The organism is Pararhodospirillum oryzae (assembly GCF_007992075.1).
In the GTDB taxonomy this organism is placed as follows: domain Bacteria; phylum Pseudomonadota; class Alphaproteobacteria; order Rhodospirillales; family Rhodospirillaceae; genus Pararhodospirillum; species Pararhodospirillum oryzae.
In genome coordinates this window covers 20586-37428 of record NZ_BJZO01000041.1, presented here as the reverse complement: position 1 = coordinate 37428, position 16843 = coordinate 20586, and the positions used below count along the sequence as shown (strand labels likewise).

Annotated in this window: 18 protein-coding genes and 1 pseudogene; 11 read left to right on the top strand and 8 right to left on the bottom strand. The window is 63.5% G+C overall.

Annotated features, from left to right (window positions below; all coding sequences use genetic code 11):
- The 8 genes from ROR02_RS08730 to ROR02_RS08700 form a co-directional block, all read left to right on the top strand.
- Positions 1-438 (top strand): tetratricopeptide repeat protein (locus ROR02_RS08730; RefSeq protein WP_147163635.1); only part of this gene is annotated, 438 nt, incomplete at its 5' end.
- 231 nt (positions 439-669) lie between these two features.
- Positions 670-1095, top strand: a complete 426-nt coding sequence (locus ROR02_RS16605; RefSeq protein ID WP_170245040.1) for a hypothetical protein — start codon at positions 670-672, stop codon at positions 1093-1095.
- On the top strand, positions 1092-2597 hold the full coding sequence (locus ROR02_RS08725) for an ImmA/IrrE family metallo-endopeptidase (protein ID WP_170245039.1): 1506 nt from the start codon (positions 1092-1094) through the stop codon (positions 2595-2597). The genes ROR02_RS16605 and ROR02_RS08725 overlap by 4 nt, the downstream gene beginning before the upstream one ends.
- A gap of 104 nt (positions 2598-2701) precedes the next feature.
- The gene (locus ROR02_RS08720; protein ID WP_147163633.1) at positions 2702-3667 is read left to right on the top strand and encodes a thiamine pyrophosphate-dependent dehydrogenase E1 component subunit alpha; all 966 of its coding nucleotides are present in this window, start codon (positions 2702-2704) and stop codon (positions 3665-3667) included.
- Between the two features lie 13 nt (positions 3668-3680).
- Positions 3681-4658, top strand: coding sequence for an alpha-ketoacid dehydrogenase subunit beta (locus ROR02_RS08715; RefSeq protein ID WP_147163632.1), 978 nt, complete (start codon positions 3681-3683; stop codon positions 4656-4658).
- A gap of 123 nt (positions 4659-4781) precedes the next feature.
- The gene (locus ROR02_RS08710; RefSeq protein ID WP_147163631.1) at positions 4782-5771 is read left to right on the top strand and encodes a bile acid:sodium symporter family protein; all 990 of its coding nucleotides are present in this window, start codon (positions 4782-4784) and stop codon (positions 5769-5771) included.
- A gap of 39 nt (positions 5772-5810) precedes the next feature.
- Entirely contained in the window at positions 5811-6989 is a 1179-nt protein-coding gene (locus ROR02_RS17400) for a GTPase (RefSeq protein ID WP_147163630.1), read from the top strand.
- Positions 6970-8553 carry a GTPase domain-containing protein gene (locus ROR02_RS08700; RefSeq protein ID WP_147163629.1) on the top strand — a complete coding sequence of 528 codons (1584 nt, stop codon included), beginning with the start codon at positions 6970-6972 and terminating at the stop codon, positions 8551-8553. Before ROR02_RS17400 ends, ROR02_RS08700 begins: the two co-directional genes overlap by 20 nt.
- A gap of 262 nt (positions 8554-8815) precedes the next feature.
- Here ROR02_RS08700 and ROR02_RS08695 read toward each other — a convergent pair whose 3' ends face one another.
- The 5 genes and pseudogenes from ROR02_RS08695 to ROR02_RS16600 form a co-directional block, all read right to left on the bottom strand.
- Positions 8816-9550, bottom strand: coding sequence for a class I SAM-dependent methyltransferase (locus ROR02_RS08695; RefSeq protein WP_246135472.1), 735 nt, complete (start codon positions 9548-9550; stop codon positions 8816-8818).
- Positions 9551-9661: 111 nt separating this feature from the next.
- A pseudogene (locus ROR02_RS17555) lies at positions 9662-9727 on the bottom strand (SEC-C metal-binding domain-containing protein); the annotation flags it as partial.
- A 38-nt stretch (positions 9728-9765) separates the two neighbouring features.
- On the bottom strand, positions 9766-10287 hold the full coding sequence (locus tag ROR02_RS08690; protein ID WP_147163628.1) for a GNAT family N-acetyltransferase: 522 nt from the start codon (positions 10285-10287) through the stop codon (positions 9766-9768).
- On the bottom strand, positions 10284-10565 hold the full coding sequence (locus ROR02_RS08685; protein WP_147163627.1) for a type II toxin-antitoxin system TacA family antitoxin: 282 nt from the start codon (positions 10563-10565) through the stop codon (positions 10284-10286). The genes ROR02_RS08690 and ROR02_RS08685 overlap by 4 nt, the downstream gene beginning before the upstream one ends.
- A gap of 125 nt (positions 10566-10690) precedes the next feature.
- Positions 10691-11134, bottom strand: coding sequence for a hypothetical protein (locus ROR02_RS16600; RefSeq protein ID WP_170245035.1), 444 nt, complete (start codon positions 11132-11134; stop codon positions 10691-10693).
- A gap of 12 nt (positions 11135-11146) precedes the next feature.
- On the opposite strand from ROR02_RS16600, the gene ROR02_RS08680 reads away from it, so the two are divergent.
- Positions 11147-12547 (top strand): methyl-accepting chemotaxis protein, encoded by a 1401-nt coding sequence (locus tag ROR02_RS08680; RefSeq protein WP_246135471.1) that lies wholly within the window; start codon positions 11147-11149, stop codon positions 12545-12547.
- Between the two features lie 333 nt (positions 12548-12880).
- The gene (locus tag ROR02_RS17620) at positions 12881-13072 is read left to right on the top strand and encodes a transposase (protein WP_170245038.1); all 192 of its coding nucleotides are present in this window, start codon (positions 12881-12883) and stop codon (positions 13070-13072) included.
- 140 nt (positions 13073-13212) lie between these two features.
- On the opposite strand, the gene ROR02_RS08665 is transcribed toward ROR02_RS17620, so the two are convergent.
- Positions 13213-14835 carry a coiled-coil domain-containing protein gene (locus ROR02_RS08665; protein ID WP_147163624.1) on the bottom strand — a complete coding sequence of 541 codons (1623 nt, stop codon included), beginning with the start codon at positions 14833-14835 and terminating at the stop codon, positions 13213-13215.
- 585 nt (positions 14836-15420) lie between these two features.
- Here ROR02_RS08665 and ROR02_RS08660 point away from each other — a divergent pair.
- The gene (locus ROR02_RS08660; protein ID WP_147163623.1) at positions 15421-15615 is read left to right on the top strand and encodes a hypothetical protein; all 195 of its coding nucleotides are present in this window, start codon (positions 15421-15423) and stop codon (positions 15613-15615) included.
- A gap of 75 nt (positions 15616-15690) precedes the next feature.
- Here the strand turns inward: ROR02_RS08660 and ROR02_RS08655 are convergent, their stop codons facing one another.
- Positions 15691-16536 carry a carbon-nitrogen hydrolase family protein gene (locus tag ROR02_RS08655; protein WP_246135470.1) on the bottom strand — a complete coding sequence of 282 codons (846 nt, stop codon included), beginning with the start codon at positions 16534-16536 and terminating at the stop codon, positions 15691-15693.
- Positions 16533-16799 (bottom strand): glutaredoxin 3, encoded by a 267-nt coding sequence (gene grxC, locus ROR02_RS08650; RefSeq protein ID WP_147163622.1) that lies wholly within the window; start codon positions 16797-16799, stop codon positions 16533-16535. Before grxC ends, ROR02_RS08655 begins: the two co-directional genes overlap by 4 nt.
- Positions 16800-16843 lie beyond the last annotated feature (44 nt).

The following is a 16843-nucleotide window of genomic DNA, read 5'->3' as shown; positions in this document are numbered from 1 at the left end:
AGAAATATGAACAATCTGGCGGCAACCCTTTTTGCCCAGGGCGACCTTGCCGGGGCGCAAGAGATGCAAGACGGCGTGCTGGAGGTCCATCGTCGTGTTCTGGGCCCCGAGCATCCGGACACACTGACCAGCCAGAACAATCTGGCGGGAACCCTTTTTGCCCAAGGCGACCTTGCCGGGGCGCGAGCGTTGGAGGAGGGCGTGCTGGAGGCCTGTCGTCGTGTTCTGGGCCCCGACCATCCGGATACGCTGACCAGCCAGAACAATCTGGCCCACACCTTGTTCCGGATGAACGAACCCGCCCAGGCCCTTGCCTTGATGATTGAGGTGGTCCCGGGACGGACCAAGGTCCTGGGACCCCGGCATCCCGACACCCAAGACGCCGCCGCTTTCCTGGCCAAACTTCAAGCGGTGGTCGCGGTCCAGCCCCAGTCCTGACAGACCAGGAGAATGACTTGGCTACCCCCTCTCCGAGGGCGGCATGGCCACGCCGACCCCAGGTCGGCCCGCGTCCGGCGCTTGAGATTGGGCGCGCCGACGGGGGCAGGATGCGGGCGGGGACGCCCCTGGTCCGGGGGGCGGCTGCGCGGGCGGTGGGGGTGACGGCCTCGGTGTCCCCTGATAAGGTTGGGGGCCAGCAGGATCTCATTTCCAGCCTTGGATCGGTCGATGCCTTGTCCCGTTTCGCCCGCGACCTTGCTTTATCGCGGCTCTTCCAAGCACAAGAACAGACCGGCCGACGAGCAGAAGGGGACGCTGTGTCCCGAGTGGACCCACAGGACTCCCGCCGGAGGGTTCGCGACCGATCCCCATGCCCATGACTGGGCCGCCACGCCAGCGGCGGAACTCTTCGCGGGCTCCGTGGTGGACGAGGCCAGCGGCCGACGCTATGCGACGGCCAGGGGTATTGCCTTCGAGGCCAAGCCAACCCTTGATGGCACATGGCACGGCTTTCCGATCCCGTGGGAGAGTGTGCCGGCTGCTATCAAGAACACCTGGTTGCGCAGCGGCGCCGTCACCGCGCGCCAGACAAAAAAGTACTTTCGTTTCGACAGGAACGAGATCCATTGGGCCCTGGCAACGGACGACCGATGACCGAATTCGTTCGCTTTGGCAATCCATCGCGCTTCGAGATCGCGATCCGGTGGATCCCGGATCGGGAACCGCGCGAGCGACGGCCGGCCCATGGCGGGTGGTCGATGGGGGCGCTACGCCTCACGGTTGGCGGGCATGTGCTGACCCGTCATGAGTCCATTGGCGGCGAGCAGGACGCGGTTCACTGGTACCTGTTCCCCTTTTTCGACTGGCTGGCGACGTATTGGGTTTCGTTGCTGCACGAGGAACGCTTTGCCTGGCGGGACAATCATGGGGCACCGGCGGCGACCGCTGTGTTTCTGGCGCTTCGCCGCCTGATCGACGCGCGCTCGGAAGAGGATCAGGCAGAGTACGCGAGGGTGCAAGGGTGGTGGGCCCGGCATGCCCTGCGTGCAGCGGATTCAAGCGCGCTTTTCCCTGATGTCGTTATCCGCCGTTTTATGAACGACATCGAGATTTCCTGGACCGCCCGGCAGCCCGGCTACGCCCCGAATGGATATCGGTTCATGCTGGTGCCGGGTGCCGCGACCCTGCCTGTTGGCGATGTTGCCGGCCCCTTGTGGGAGGCTTTGGCCTGGGCCGTGAGCGTGCCGCCGGGTGATCTTGACGCCGACGATCGCCGGTCGATTGCCGACCTCGACCAAAAGATCGACCATCTCCGGGGCCTGTCCTGCGCGGCGCTCGAACAGGCGTATCTGTCCGCCGACCTGCTCGGCAAAGTCGAGAGCGCGCGCGGCACGGTCGGCCTGCGGGATCGGAGCCTTCGCGAACCGGCGCTGCCGGCCCTGACGCTGTTCGACGACGCTGTTTTGATGTTCGGGAGCGTCAACCCCGACATCGGCACGCACGACAGCGAAACATTGCTCCGTTTGCTGGCGACTCAAGCCGGTGGTCAGGACTCCCCCGAGTTGGCCAGGCTTGTTGATCCAACCATCGGCGCGCCACTGAGCGCGCCGTTCGAGGAAGGGTACGACCTGGCCGAGGGAATCCTGGAAGACTTAAATCTGGATCATGAAACAACCCCCATCGACATGCAGGCCCTCCTGTCGCGGCTGGGTATTCAGGTGATTGAGCAGAAACTTGAAACGCCAACGATACGCGGCGTTGCCATCGCGGGAGCCGGCTATCATCCAACGATCATGGTGAACGTGACCAGCCCTTACAATGCCGTGGAGCCTGGAAAGCGCTTTACGCTGGCCCACGAGTTGTTCCACATCCTTTATGACCGGGAACGGGCCCGGCGTATCACGCATTCAAGCGGTCCTTGGGCGCCTGCGGGCATTGAAAAGCGCGCGAATGCGTTTGCGGCAATGCTTCTGATGCCGCGCCCACTTGTTCGGAACAGGCTGCCGCCCGGCGACCTGGATCGCGATGGCCTTGTTCAGATGGCGCTCAGGATGCACGTTGGTCCGACCGCTTTGCTTGAGCATCTCTTCAACATCGACCTTATCGACGAATTCAAACGCGACGAACTCCGGGCAGCGCTGGCAAGCCGGTGTTGACAGGGGCTCTCGGGCCGTTCCGCCTTTGACGCGCGTCTTTTGATCGGGTGATCAAAGGAGGGAGCCGCGCGAGCCGTGGCGTTGTCACAAGGAAACCGTTCCCGATGTCCATTCCCAAAGAGAGACAAATGGAAATGGCGCGCACCATGATCCTGGCGCGCCAGTTCGAGGAAACCCTGGCCGATCTTGTCCGCCAGCAGGGCAAGATTCACGGCATGATGATCCTTGCCACGGGTCAGGAGGCGGTGGGATCCGGGGTGTGCGCCGCGCTGTCGGCGAACGATATCCTGATCACCAATCACCGCAGCCACCACCATCTGCTGGCCCGGGGCGCCGATCCCAAGGCGCTGATGGCGGAGATTTTCGGCAAGCGTACCGGGTGCAACAAGGGCAAGAGTGGCACGCTTCACCTGGCGGTGCCCGAGGTCAACGCCCTGTGCACGACCACGGTCGTGGGTGGCGGGCCGCCCATCGCCGTGGGCGCGGCGTTCGCGCAGCAGTACGAAAACCGCGAAGCCGTGACCGTCTGCTTTCTTGGCGATGGATCAACCGGCGAGGGCTCGGTGCACGAAGCCTTCAATCTGGCCGGGCTGTGGCGCCTGCCGGTCCTGTTCGTTTGTGAAAACAACAAGTACGCCGCCGCCCAGAGCTACCGGGAACACACGCCGGTCGACTCCCTGGCGGCGCGAGGCGCCGCGTATGGCATGCCGGGCGAAAGCATCGACGGCAACGACGCCCTGGCCGTGTTCGAGGCAACCCGCCGCGCCCGCGCCCGCGCCCTGGCCGGCGAGGGGCCCACGCTGATCGAGTGCCTGACCTACCGCTGGCGCGGGCATGGGGAGACGGATCACCAGCTCTACCAGCCGGCCGACGAAATCGCCGCCTGGAAGAAGAAGTGCCCGATCGATCGCCTCGTCAACACGCTGCGCGAGGCCGGCGCCCTGGGCGACGCGGATCTGGAGGCCATGCGCGCCACGGCGGCCGAAGCCGTGGCCGATGCCGTGCGGTTCGCCGAGGAAAGCCCCTGGCCCGAGCCGCAGGAAGCGCTTGATGATGTCTGGGTCGCGTGAGGAGGCAGGGGTGATGCAAAAACTCGGAATGGGCCAGGCCATCAATCAAGCCTTGCGCGAGGAAATGGAACGGGATTTCCGCGTGTTCCTGGCCGGCGAAGGCATCGGGGTGGGGATTCACACCAGCCCCCTCATGCCCACCACGGGCCTGCTTGACGCGTTCGGGCCGAAGCGGGTGAAGGACACGCCGGTTTCGGAAGCCGTCATTGCCGGGCTGGCGGTGGGCGCCGCCGCGGCCGGCCTGCGCCCGGTGATCGAGATCATGTTCAATCCCTTCTTCACCCTGGCTTCCGACATGATCGTCAACCATGCGGCCAAGCTGCGCTATCTGTCCGGGGGCAAGACCGCCTTTCCCCTGGTGGTGCGCATCAAAAGCGGGGCCGGGTTTGGCGCCGGCTGCCAGCACTCGCACAACCTTGAAGCCTGGGTCGCCCATTGTCCCGGCCTCAAGGTGGTGATGCCGGCCACGCCCCGCGACGCCAAGGGCCTGCTTAAATCCGCCATCCGCGACGAAAACCCGGTGATTTTCATCGAGGACATGGGGCTTTACTTCGCGCCGGGCGACGTGCCCGACGAGGCGTACACGATTCCCCTGGGCAAGGCCGACATCAAGCGTTCGGGGACCGATGTCACCCTTGTGACGTGGTCGAAGATGCTGGGGGTATCCTTGCAAGCGGCCGAGCAACTGGCCGCTCAAGGCATCAGCGTTGAGGTCGTTGATCTGCGCACCCTGACCCCCCTGGACACCGACACCCTTCTGGCCTCGGTGCGCAAGACCGGCCGGCTTGTTGTCGTGCACGAGGCCACCCGCACCGGCGGCTTCGCCGGGGAAATCGCCGCCGTGGTCATGGAACAGGCCTTCGCCGCCCTCAAGGCTCCCCTGCGCCGCGTGACCGGCCCCGACATCCCCGTGCCCGCCAGCCCGCCCCTGGAACAGTTTTATATTCCGGACGCGGGGCAGGTTGTCGCCGCGATCAAGGAGATTCTCTGATCCGCTGCCGGAGCCCCGGGGCCGTGCGCGTCCCGGGGCCCCGGGGCTGCCCCTCCGCTTGCTCCGGACCCCCGCCGGGGCGTAGACAACAGGCCCCGAGCAAGGCGAAAGGAATGTGGGCCCATGGCGGGTGTGATGCGGTTTGTTCCCCTGGATCCGTACGTGCTGGCCTTGATGGCCACCGTGGGCGGGGCCAGCCTGTTCCCCGCCCAAGGCGCGTGGGCCGAGGGCGCGGCGGTGGCCGTGACCGGGGCGATTTTCCTGCTGTTCTTTTTGTATGGCGCCCGTCTGGCCCCGCGCGAGGTCGGGCGCGGCATGGCCCACTGGCGGTTGCAGCTTCTGGTGCTACTGTGCACCTATGGCGTTTTCCCCCTGCTGGGCCTGGGCATTGCGGCGCTCGGCCTGGGGCTGGCGCCGCCCCTTGTGCTTGGCTTCCTGTACCTGTGCGTGTTGCCCTCCACGGTGCAGTCATCCATTGCCTTCACCGGCATCGCCGGCGGCAACGTGCCCGCGGCCCTGACCGCCGCCACGGTTTCCAACCTGCTGGGCGTGGTGGCAACCCCGGTGCTGGTCGGGCTGCTGATGGGGGGACCCGGCGGGGGCTTTTCCCTGGATGCCCTGGAAGACATCGCCCTTCAGGTGCTGCTGCCCTTTGCCCTGGGTCAGCTCGCCCGCCCCGTTCTGGCCGGGTGGGTCGCGCGTCACCGCCGGGTCACCTCAATGGTGGATCGCGGCGCCATCTTGCTGGTGGTCTACGTGGCCTTCAGCGAGGGCATGACCAGCGGGGTGTGGTCGTTGATGTCGGGGTGGGATTTCCTGCTGGTGATGGCCCTGGATTGTGTCGTGCTCGCCCTGGTCATGGCCGCGAGCCTGGGCCTGGGGTCCTGGGCCGGATTCAGCCGCGCCGATCGCCTGACCTTGTTCTTTTGCGGCTCCAAGAAAAGCATGGCCACCGGCCTGCCCATGGCCGGGGTGCTGTTCGCGGGCCAGGCCGTGCCCTTGATCGTGCTGCCGTTGATGCTGTTTCACCAGATCCAGCTTCTGGTCTGCGCCGCCCTGGCCCAGCACTGGGCACGGACCCGCCCCCTGGCCGACGACGCCAACCCGCGCTAGCATGCGCTCCAGCGTGACGTGTTCCATCCGGGGGCAACGATGAGCGAGACGGCGGCCCTGGTGCCGGTGATCTGGCTTCTGGGCAAGACGGCGGCGGGCAAGACCAGCCTGGTTGCCGACCTGACCGGCCAGGGCTACGACGAGGTGGGCAACGGCTTCAAGCCAATGACCCGCGAAACCCGCGCCTACGCTTTTCCCCCCGACGCGCCCCTGGTCGAGTTCCTGGATACGCGCGGCCTGGGCGACGCGGCCGACCACGATCCCGCCCCCGCCCTGGCCCTGGCCGAGGCCCGCGCCCAGGTGCTGATGGTGGTGGCCCGGGCCGAGGATCTGGCGCTGGACGAAATCCTGGGCGTGGTCCGCGCCTTGCGCCGCGCGCATCCCGACTGGCCGCTGGTGGTGGTGCAAACCTGCCTGCACCACCTCTATCCCCCGGGCCGGGGCCACGATCTGCCCTATCCCTTCACCGGCACCGCCACCGACGACACCCTGGCCCGCCTGCCCCTGGGCCTGCGTCAAGCCCTGTGCGCCCAGCGTGCCCTGTTCGCCGGCCTGCCCGGGGGGAAGGCTCCGGTGTTCGTGCCCGTTGATGTCACCCGCCCCGAGGACGGCGTGGTGCCCGCCAACTACGGCATGGACCGCCTGCTGGAGGAACTGGAAGCCCTGCTGCCCGACGTGATCACCCGCCTGCGGGCGCTGAGCGGGCGCGACGACGAGGCCCAGGTGCGCACCGCCGTGGTCCTGCCCTGGGCGCTGGCGGCGGCGGCGGCCAACGCGGTGCCGGCCCCGGTGCTGGGCGGGCTGGGCTCGGCCAGCGTGCAGGCGCTGATGGTGCGCGCGGTGGCGCGCCGCTGCGGGCTGGGGATCGATCGCGCCTTGTGGGGCGAGTTCCTTTCCACCCTGGGGGCCGGCTTTCTGCTGGGCTTTGGCGGCGGCTGGATCGCGCAACAGGGCCTGAAGCTGGGCCTGGGCTGGGGAACGGCGCTCAGTGCCGCCTGGACCTTTGCCGTGACCTGGGGCATTGGCGAGGCCGCCTTGTATTACTTCCGCGAACGCAAGGCCGGGCGCACGCCCGAACGGGCCGCGCTTCGCGCCCGCTACGAGGCCGCCTTTCGCGAGGCCCGCGCCGCCTACCGCCAGACCCGATCCCTGACCCCGCCCCGGCTCCCGGCGCCCGAGCCCTCCGGAGACCCCAAGCATGACCCTGGGACCCGCTGACCTGCGCGCCCATTGGCGGGTGCTGCTGCTCGCCGCCCTGTATGCCCTGCCGGTGCTCGCGCTGGCCGTTCTGGGGGGGGTGTGGCTGTGGGAACAAGGCTGGCTTCTGGCGGGCGCGGGCGTGGGCCTGGGGGTGGCGATCGCCGTGGGCGGGCTCCATCGCCTGGGCCGGAAAACCGCCGGGGTCGCGCCCCTGGCCCCGGCTCTTCCCGGCGCCGCCCAGGCCGAGGTCAACGCCCGCGCTGCCGTCAAGGCCCTGATGGCCCAGGCCACCGCCGCCGACGTGGCCGACGCCGCCTCTGTCCAGGACCTGGTGCGGCGCACCGTCCTGGCCGTGGCCCAGGCCTACCATCCGGGCGACGAACGGGCCTGGGGCCGCGTGACCCTGCCCGAGCTTTTGCACATGACCGAGGACGTGGCCCGCGCCGTGCGCCACGCCCTGGAACGCGACGTGCCGATCGTGCGCCACGTGGACGTGGGGCTGGCGTTGGGCGGGCGCGCCTGGCTCGCGCGGGCCTCGGGCGCGTGGCGGCTCTATCGGATGCTGCGGGTGACCCATCCCCTGCAAGCCCTGGCCGACGAGGTGCGGGGCCGTGTGAGCGACACGGTCGGCCGCGACCTGGGCGACGCCCTGCGCGCCCGCCTTGCCGCCGTGCTGGTGCGCGAAGTGGGCGAAACCGCCATCCGCCTGTACGCCGGCGGCTACCGCGCTCCCCGCGCGGACGCCTCGTCCCGCGCCGCCGGACCGGCGGCCCGGGCGGAGGCATCCCGGGGGGCCGGGGGGGGAGAGTCTGAAACGCCGGGAGCCGGGGACCCCGACGCCGAGGCGCAAGGGGCCGAGGCGCAGGGGCCCGAGCCGCTGGTGGTGCTGGTGGCCGGGCAGGCGAACGCGGGCAAGTCGGCGCTGATCAACGCCCTGGCCGGGGCCGGGCGGGTGCTGAGCGGGCTTACCCGCCCGACCGAGGGTTTTCAGGCGGTGGCGATCGAGGACGCCCGCCTGGGCCGGCTGGTGCTGATCGACAGCCCCGGCGTGCGTGGCGAGCCGGATGGCCCCTGGCGGACCCAGTTTGACGCCGCCGACGTGGTGCTGTGGGTGGCCGCCGCCCACCGCGCCGACCGTGCCGTGGACCAGCGCGCCCTGGCGGCCTTGCGGGCCCTGGTCGAACAGGACCCGAGGCGCTGCGAAACCCCGGTGGTGCTGGCCCTGACCCACGCCGACCGCCTGCCGCCCCCCCTGGAATGGGCGCCCCCTTACGCGCCCGAAAACGGCACCCGGGCCAAGGAACGCCTGATGCGAGAAGCCCGGGCCTGGAGCGCCGAAACCCTGGCCGTGCCCCTGGCCCGCTGCGCCCTGGTCGCGCTCCGCCCCGCCGGAGACGGGGAGGGGGGCGAAGCCTGGAACCTGGACGCGCTGCGCGCCTGCCTCGCGGCCGTGGAGCCCCTGGCCCGCCAGCGCCAGCTCCAGCGCGGCCGCCGCCCCGCCGGCTGGCTGTCCCAAATGATCGACGCCGCCCGCAGCGTCCCCGGCGCCGCCACCCGCGCCTGGACCTTGTGGCGGGAGTAGGGGCGGGCGGGAGGCGACGCGGGCCTTGTGGGGACGGCTTGATCAGGCTGGAGGGCATCTCTCCGGCGATTTGCCAATCCCTGCGACGATCACCGTGCTACCGCTTCTACCCAAATGCCCAGAGCTGAACTCTATCGAAAACACTTGGCACTTGCACAGGGCGTGGCGGCAGGCCAAGGAACGCCTACTGGAGAAGGAATGCAACCAAGAATAAAGCAGGCCCTTAGGGCTCGACTTCAACCTGTTCGATCAGTGATACCGGCTATGGCTTGATGGAGATGACGGAGGTGATTGCCGGCTGGAACTGTTTCGGTACTCTGCCGGAGGTGCTAGGTGTGAAGATCATCGGCGTGCGCGATGTTTGTGGCTCGTCATAAGGGAGGTATTCAAGTGTCTTCACGTCGAGGCTGGTGACGGATGCTTGGTCGCGATGCGCGTTCAGACAATCGTCCCGCATCTCCTCAGTTGTAGGGGCTTCGCTCCGATCAACGACTTGAAGGACTCCGCCGCTTTTCAATATACGGTCTGCCAGTTCGTAAACCCTGTTCTGCACATAGAGGCGATGCATGCCGTCACTCTCAATGTTTTTACTTCTCACATCTTTGTTGAACTTCCGCATCATATGTGTGCCGGTAAGCCAGATTGTAATTAAGTCGAAAGAACTGTCGTTAACGAGAGCTTGAATCATGCCTGGGTCATTGCAGATATCTGCCTCGACCAACGTACATCTGCCATCGAAGGGACCAACGAGGGGCGCCGCTTCAAACGCAAATCCCTCCGTCGTCAAGACAGGCTTCAAGCGCTTCACAAACGTGGCATCAACGCCGCCTTCCACAAGAATTTGAGCGGCGGCCTTCAGGCACACGGGGTTTTCGTCGAGGGCAACGACCTGAATGTCTTTCCCCAGCACGTCAAACAGAGCCAGAATCCCATGCCCGCTACCGCACCCAACATCAAGTATACGGTGCGGTGTGAAGGGTTTTATCTGCTCAGCCATCCAGTGATAGCGTTGCGCTTGATAGTGCGCCTGAGCCGTCGATGTCCAGTTCCGAGCGTAAACCTGCTGCGCGGCCTCATAGCGATGCTCAAGGGGGGCCTCGTCGATCGCAAGATGACAGTGCTTGTATTTTCGACCGTTACCGCAGTAGCAAGGCTCGTTTCGGCCGGGACACATCGCCTCCACCCCTCCCAGTCAGGTTTTCCGCCCTCTTGTCATCCGTCAGCTAACTTCCGGATCGTCGCCATCGGCATAAACAACCTTGCATCATCTTGATCAAACTGAATGAACCCGTACTTGCGATAGAACGCTGCGACCTCGTTGTCTTTCGCCTCCACAATCACCGCATGGACCGCCAGCGTTTGTGTCGCGAGCAGGATCCGGTTCAGGGCGTCCATGAGCAGGAAGGCGCCCAGCCCTTTCCCTTTCATACCGTCATCGACGGCCAGTCGGCCGAGCAGAGCGGCCGGCACGGGGTAACGCGGCAACCGCTTGGCCTGGTCGGCTGGAAGGTTGTCGCGTTGAAAGCTGGTGGCGCTCAGGCTGTAGTAACCGCAGACTGTGGGCGCTTCGGCATCTGTGGCCACGAAGACGCGGGCGACATCCCGCTTCATATCCTGCGAAGCATGTTCCCGGATGTAACGGTCGAGTTCAATAGCGCCGCACGAGAAGCCCGCCCGGTCATGGGCCTTGCTGTTGAGTGGCGCTATCAGCCATGGCGTACGCGACTGCCTCATCCGTTGGTTTTCTGGTACGTTGCGAACGCCTTGCGCAGGGCCGTGTTCGGCGCTGGTGGGTTGGTCAGCGCCTCATAGAAGAGCGTCCAGTCCGGGCTGGAGAGAGTGACGACTTCGCTCTCGCGGATCACCTTCTCGGCCTCTTCCATTGCCGTCGCGAGGACGAATTGACTGACCGTCTTGTGCCGGTAGCTCGCCGCACGCTGGAGCACGCTCTTCGACGCGGCGTCTAGGCGCACCTGTAGCCGGTCATCCTTGGTTCCCGCCGCTCGGGGCATGGTCGTTCTCCTTGTTTGATCTCTGCTAAAAATGTGCTCATAAACGGAGCACAATTCAAGAGGTGTCGTTGGAACTGGTTCGCTATAGCCTGTCGCCCGTCCAGAACGCCTTAGGCCGGAGACATTCAAAGAAGCTTCCCCGCCCACCTGGACGAAATCGCGGCCCAGGAAGCGGCCGGCAACCCCATAGAAATCTGGTGGCACCGCGTGATTAGCGCACCAAGTTCGCCCGGCGTTTGATGCAATTTTAAATTAAATAAATACAACGAGAAAACCATGAAGAACTTCTCTTCCTCCGGATTCCACGGCGGGTCTGGAAAATGAGTCGTGTGACGACCACTTCCCTGGAGAACGGTGTGTCGGTTGTGATGCATCCTTGGGCGAATTGATCGGTTCGGCTGGATCAGCCGGAGACCACGGCGCCATGCCAGAACCAGGGAAACGGTCTGATGATCTTCTCGTTTGGGAAAAAAGAAAAAATCGGCAAAAAAGAACAAAATAACCTGTCCGACGAAATGGCACTGCTGAGCCACCATGCCGGCGTTGGACTGTGGGATGCCGTGTTGCATGAAGGCGATCCGATGCATTCTTTGAGTGTGTGGCGGTGGTCCGAGGAATTCCGTCGTTTGTTGGGGTTCGAGCAGGGCGACGAGATCGGTTTTCCCAATTTGGTTACGTCATGGTCTGATCGATTGCATCCCGACGACGCCCAGGCGACGTTCCAGGCCTTTGGCGCCTGCCTGAACGACCGCAGCAGTCGGACTGGCTATGATGTTATTTACAGATTGCAAATGAAGAATGGGGAGTATCGCTGGTTTCGGGCGGTCGGCGGGGTGGGCCGGAATGCCCAGGGGGTGGCCGTGCGGGCGTGCGGCTCCTTGATTGATGTTCACAATGAAAGGAGCCAGCTGGAACGCGCCACCTTGTTCGAAGGATCGTCCGGCGTCGGGTTATGGGATGCCCTGTTTCATAACGGCGACCCCATGCATGCCAAAAGCCAATGGAAGTGGTCGAAGGAATTCCGCCGCCTGTTGGGGTTTGCCGCCGATGATACCCGGGGGTTCCCCGACGTGGTGACGTCATGGTCGGACCGGCTGCACCCGGACGACGCCCAGGCGACATTCCAGGCCTTCGGCGCCTGCCTGAACGACCGCACCAACCGGACTGGCTATGACGTCATGTACCGCTTGAAGATGAAGGATGGCGGGTATCGCTGGTTTCGCGCGATCGGCGGGGTAACCCGGGATTCGCAAGGGGTGGCGTTGCGGGCCTGTGGGTCGCTGATCGATGTCGATGCCCAGAAACAAGCCGAGCTTCGACAAAAGGAAGCCGAAAAGGAGTGGCGCGACTCGATCACCAACCTGGCGAATTCCCTGGACGATTCCGTGGCGACGGCGGCCAATCGGGCGAGCGCCAATGCCCGGACGGTGGCGGCGGCAACGGAGCATCTGGCGGGGTCCATTACTGAAATCAGCAGCCGGGCGGCACAGGCGGCGGACTCCTCGTCCCGGGCCGCCGAGGCGGCCGAACGAACCGATCTTGGCGTTCAGGCCCTGGTGAACGCCGCCGAGCGTATCGGCGCCATTACCGAACTGATCGGGGCCATCGCGGCCCAGACCAACCTCCTGGCCCTGAACGCCACCATCGAGGCGGCGCGGGCGGGCACTGCCGGCAAGGGGTTCGCCGTTGTTGCCAGCGAGGTCAAAAGCCTTGCCAATCAAAGCGCCAGCGCTTCCGGACAGATCGCGGCCCAGATCACCTCGGTGCAGAACGAAGCGAGGCAGGCCGTCGAAGCCATTCGCGGAATCGGCGCCATGATCCGCGATGTCCGGGAGGTCTCTTCAACCATCGCCGCCGCGGTGGCCCAGCAAGATAGCGCGGCCAAGGAGATCGCGGAGCGTGTCTCGCGGGTGGTCCAAGACGTCGAGGGTGTCTCGGCCAACACCGCCTCGGCGACGGCCCGAATGAAGCAATCCGATTGATCCCGGTTTTGGATCCGTCCTCCCCAACCGGCCCAGCGCCACGAAACCAACGTCGCCCGGGACTAAACACACGGTCGATCGTCTCGGGGGAGCGTCGTCGGGTGGAGCTGCGGTCGGTGGTGAAAGCGATTTTTTGTTGGCTGGGGTCTGGGGCTGCCCGTGGCGGATGGTGCCAGGCAGTTTTCCGCCACGCTCGACGGTACAGCGCTGTTTTTACACGTGGCGTCCTCGTTCATGGCCTCAACATCCAAGACCGCGATGGCGCTTATGCGGGTGACAAGCTGAACGGGTGACAAGCTGAAAATCTCCCTGGCCGGCATTGGCGAGTGGACCGTGGAGATCATCAAACGATCCGATACCGCCCAGCGCTTCGTTGCCCTGCCCAGGCGCTGGGTCGTTGAGAGGACTTTCGCTTGGCTGGGCCGGAATCGGCGCCTTGCCAAGGAGTTCGAAAGAAGAGTCGACACCACAATGGCTTGGATCTTCGCTTCCAGAGTCAAACTCGCCAGGAAAATGGAAAGGTAATGGCGCTCTCTATCCGATTACGGGCCAAGTTCTTAGATAAGGTATCATGACGTTGCGCGATCTGTGATCTCCCTTGGGCATCATGGCTGAATCTGAATGTTCAAGTTACAAAATGGGTCAAACTTATGGCTTTGTGTATTTTAAGTCGCTCCAGTGGTAATGTGGGATGGCATCGATGCAATAATTACATGTTGATTTACGTCGTCCCAGAAATAATAGATTCGGAGGCACCGGGTTGGATCACGAGTATTACCTCCATTTTTGATGTGCCACTCGACATCGAACCGTTTCCCTTGCCAGTCAAATTTGAAACTGTGATCGCCACACTGGTCGTTCTTAATCCCATTTTTGAGCGGAATCCGGAGATCTCCGTCACCACCGGCAAGGCGTCGCTCACGATATTCATTGGCCAGCCATAACAGACATTCTGCGGCAGTCGATACATGGCGGTACAGAGGTGCCTTAACTTCTCTTCTGGCTCGCGCCGAAAGAAGCACCCGATCGACCAAATTTTGATCACACCAGTCGGGAAACTCCTCCCAGGTGTTAGGGGGAGAAATATTCGTATCGGGAGTATCGCCTCGTGCCTTTAATTGATCTTTAAGTTGCTGGATTCGAAAGCCTGCGGCATTCAATTGAGCCTCTGCCGTCTTGGCTCGTTCTTCGGCTGCAGAGTGTTCTTCGTACAGCCATTTCTGTATGTCTAACGCTTTGTTTAGGTCGTCTTTCAGTGCACTAATTTGTGTCCGAGCAGCCTTCAATTGATCGGCATCGCTTGCACATTCTCGTTCCAGGCGATTGCTTGTAAAATCAAGACTCTGTTCCCGAACCGTGGCAAAGGATAGAACGTCCCGTTCAAGGTGGAATCGTTTCAGGGTTTCATGGGCTGCAAGCCGACGCATCCAAGTACTTATCCGAGTCGCACTTTCTGGGGTGGATATGCGATCCGCCAGAAAAAGCTCATGCCTGCCATAGGGATTGGCGTCCTCGGAAAAGCCCGGAAGGTAGACACGGGCCGCACCACCATAGACCGAGAGGCGTTTACCAAATCGTTCCGTTAATGCCCATGTGAATCGGGCGGGGATGACGACAACAGAAGCGATCCCAAGCGTTGCTCGTGCGAGAGGAACGGGATCAATCAAGGGTACCTTATCTGCGGCGCCTTCGGGTACTGTCAGGACAAAGATGGGCATGTCTCGGATAGGGTCGACCAGCATATCCTGCAAAATATCGACGTCAGCATCGGATCCAATGAACCAGGGGTACTCTGATAGATCCTGTTCTTGACGTCGCAAACCGCATTTAGATGCAATTTTGCGAAGAAATTTTGGAACGGCCGGTTCAATTGCCAATTCTCTTTCGGGAGAACTGACCAATGACCTGACGCCGATGAGGGGTGATTCAGACTGCTGAAAGCCAATCGTTATTTCGGTTGTCCAAACGCGTTGAGCTACGTTCGTATCGGGACGTTCCGATCGAATTGTCCATATGTCCATATTGTCATTTATGATGCGAACACCAGAGCAATTGCGGCCACCGGCAAGATGTTCAAAGGTTTGCTGTTTCCACGCTTCTTCCGGTAATTTGCTACCCGCTTGATCCTGAGCCCATTTCAGTACAAAAAAACGAGCAGAGTCAGCCGATTTTTGTCCATTAGCTCCATTAATAGATGCTGCTAGTCGAAGTATTTCTTGCTCTCGGATGTCCTGTAGGCGGCGTTGCGCGAACGGGCGAAGCGTTTCCGTAGCTGACGCATAGCTCATTTTTTGATTTCTCCGAAGTCTATCAGAGTGTTCGTGCTTCGTTGCGCGTGCGGTGTAACGGTGTGGTCTCCCTTTGATCTTGGGGAGTTTGGGGCGGCGTGACACTCAATCTGCCACAAGGGGGTGTGGGCTTTTTACGCGCTTATCGTTCAAGGGGATGGCGTATTAAACGGGAATATATTGCGGTTCTGGATGGTCAATTCTTCATTTTTCTCTACAAGGATCGTTTCGAAAGGGAATCTAGCTGCGATTCTTTTAGGGAAAATCCCCACGCTCTTTGTACAATCCTTGCTCTCAGTTTTGGAGACTCTCTATAGGATCCGTGCCGTGAATTCTTGCCCGATGCTCCTTGGGGAAGGGGAGCTGGATGACCAAAAAAGGTATATTTCGTCATATAAAAGATACTTTCAATGGTTAATTTACCTCAAGGTGGCAACGATTTTACCTTATAGGTGGTACGTAAATTAAATGCCTCGCTTGTGTTGTGTTTTCAAGCTGTCAAAGGGAGTCCGCTGAAGTGTCCGACGTTCCAAAGGGGGAGATTCTGTCATCACCGCTGCACCGTATAAACCCGAAAGCGGCCTGTTGCTGGAGCCGCAGCTGGTGGTGGGGGTGTTCTGGGTGGGGTTGATCGGCGCCGCCCTGGGGCAGGTCCGGACGGAGCGGCAGATGAAAACGATCCTGAACACCCGGGGCCAACGGCCGCCCGTTTACATTCTGCCCCTGGATCAGCTTTCGGTCATCGAAATTACCAATCAATACGCCCTGTGTTCCCCCTGACCGGGGTCTGGGGCCCAAGGCCCCAGCGGGGAGCGGGGCAGAGCCCCGCGTTTCTTCCCAGGAAGCCCCCCCCGCTTACACCACGCTTACCGTAAACGGACGGTCGTCCTTGAGGGATGCGATCTGGCCCCTGACCTCTGCCACGCGGGCGGGGTCGATGTCGGCGACGATGAAGCCTTCGTCGGGGCCGGCGTCGGCCAGGATCTCGCCCCAGGGGGAGATAATCAGGGAATGGCCGAAGGTGCGCCGGCCGTCCTCGTGGGTGCCGGTTTGGGCCGGGGCGACCACGTAGGCCCCGTTTTCGATGGCGCGCGCGCGCAGCAACACGTGCCAGTGGGCCTTGCCGGTGGTTTGGGTGAAGGCGGCGGGCACGGTGAGCAGGCCGGCCCCGGCCTGGGCCAGGGCCCGGAACAGGTGGGGGAAGCGCACGTCGTAGCACACCGACAGGCCCACCGGGAGGAATGGCGTGTTCACCACCACCGCCTGCGCGCCAGGCTGGAAGGTGGCGCTTTCGCAATAGCGCTCGCCGCCGGCCAGGGTCACGTCGAACATGTGGATCTTGTCGTAGCGCGCGCGGATGGCGCCTTCCGGGTCCAGCATGTAGGTGCGGTTGGCGATCATGCCATTGCCCACGCTGACCGCCAGGGTGCCCGTGTGCAGCCAGATGTCCAGCTCGCGGGCCAGGGCCCGGAAGGTGCCAAGCGCCACGTGATCTTCCTCGGGCATGGCCTTGGCGCGCGCCGCCTGCGAGGTGCCCTCCATCATGCTCACGTTTTCGGGCAGGAAGATCATCCGCGCCCCGGCCGCGTGCGCCGCGCGGATGTGGGTCGTGGCGCGCTCCAGGTTGGGGTAAAGGTCGCGTCCGGCCGTGACCTGAACGCAGGCCACCCGCACCGGCGCGCTTTGGGGAGCCGGGCTCACGGGGTGCCCCCATTCAGCAGGGGATCCAGGCCGCCCCGGCGATCGAGCGCCACCAGATCGTCGCAGCCGCCCACGTGATGGGCGCCGATGAAGATCTGCGGCACCGTGTGGCGGCCGTTCGCGCGCTTGGTCATTTCGGCGCGGCGCGTCTGGTTGCCCTGCACATTGATTTCGGTGAACGTCACCCCCTTGCGGCGCAGCAGGTCCTTCGCGCGCAGGCAGTAGGGACAAATCGGCGTGGTGTAAATTTCCACGGGAACCATGGGGCGTTGTCTCCCGGATCGGTTTTTCAGTATTTCCTGATATA

What these genes read in the sequence shown, in the direction of transcription:
- ROR02_RS16605 (WP_170245040.1), top strand. Translation starts at nt 670, where the DNA reads ATGCCTTGTCCCGTTTCGCCCGCGACCTTGCTTTATCGCGGCTCTTCC.
- ROR02_RS08725 (WP_170245039.1), top strand. Translation starts at nt 1,092, where the DNA reads ATGACCGAATTCGTTCGCTTTGGCAATCCATCGCGCTTCGAGATCGCG.
- ROR02_RS08720 (WP_147163633.1), top strand. Translation starts at nt 2,702, where the DNA reads ATGTCCATTCCCAAAGAGAGACAAATGGAAATGGCGCGCACCATGATC.
- ROR02_RS08715 (WP_147163632.1), top strand. Translation starts at nt 3,681, where the DNA reads ATGCAAAAACTCGGAATGGGCCAGGCCATCAATCAAGCCTTGCGCGAG.
- ROR02_RS08710 (WP_147163631.1), top strand. Translation starts at nt 4,782, where the DNA reads ATGGCGGGTGTGATGCGGTTTGTTCCCCTGGATCCGTACGTGCTGGCC.
- ROR02_RS17400 (WP_147163630.1), top strand. Translation starts at nt 5,811, where the DNA reads ATGAGCGAGACGGCGGCCCTGGTGCCGGTGATCTGGCTTCTGGGCAAG.
- ROR02_RS08700 (WP_147163629.1), top strand. Translation starts at nt 6,970, where the DNA reads ATGACCCTGGGACCCGCTGACCTGCGCGCCCATTGGCGGGTGCTGCTG.
- ROR02_RS08695 (WP_246135472.1), bottom strand. Translation starts at nt 9,550, where the DNA reads ATGGCTGAGCAGATAAAACCCTTCACACCGCACCGTATACTTGATGTT.
- ROR02_RS08690 (WP_147163628.1), bottom strand. Translation starts at nt 10,287, where the DNA reads ATGAGGCAGTCGCGTACGCCATGGCTGATAGCGCCACTCAACAGCAAG.
- ROR02_RS08685 (WP_147163627.1), bottom strand. Translation starts at nt 10,565, where the DNA reads ATGCCCCGAGCGGCGGGAACCAAGGATGACCGGCTACAGGTGCGCCTA.
- ROR02_RS16600 (WP_170245035.1), bottom strand. Translation starts at nt 11,134, where the DNA reads ATGCAACACGGCATCCCACAGTCCAACGCCGGCATGGTGGCTCAGCAG.
- ROR02_RS08680 (WP_246135471.1), top strand. Translation starts at nt 11,147, where the DNA reads ATGCATTCTTTGAGTGTGTGGCGGTGGTCCGAGGAATTCCGTCGTTTG.
- ROR02_RS08665 (WP_147163624.1), bottom strand. Translation starts at nt 14,835, where the DNA reads ATGAGCTATGCGTCAGCTACGGAAACGCTTCGCCCGTTCGCGCAACGC.
- grxC (WP_147163622.1), bottom strand. Translation starts at nt 16,799, where the DNA reads ATGGTTCCCGTGGAAATTTACACCACGCCGATTTGTCCCTACTGCCTG.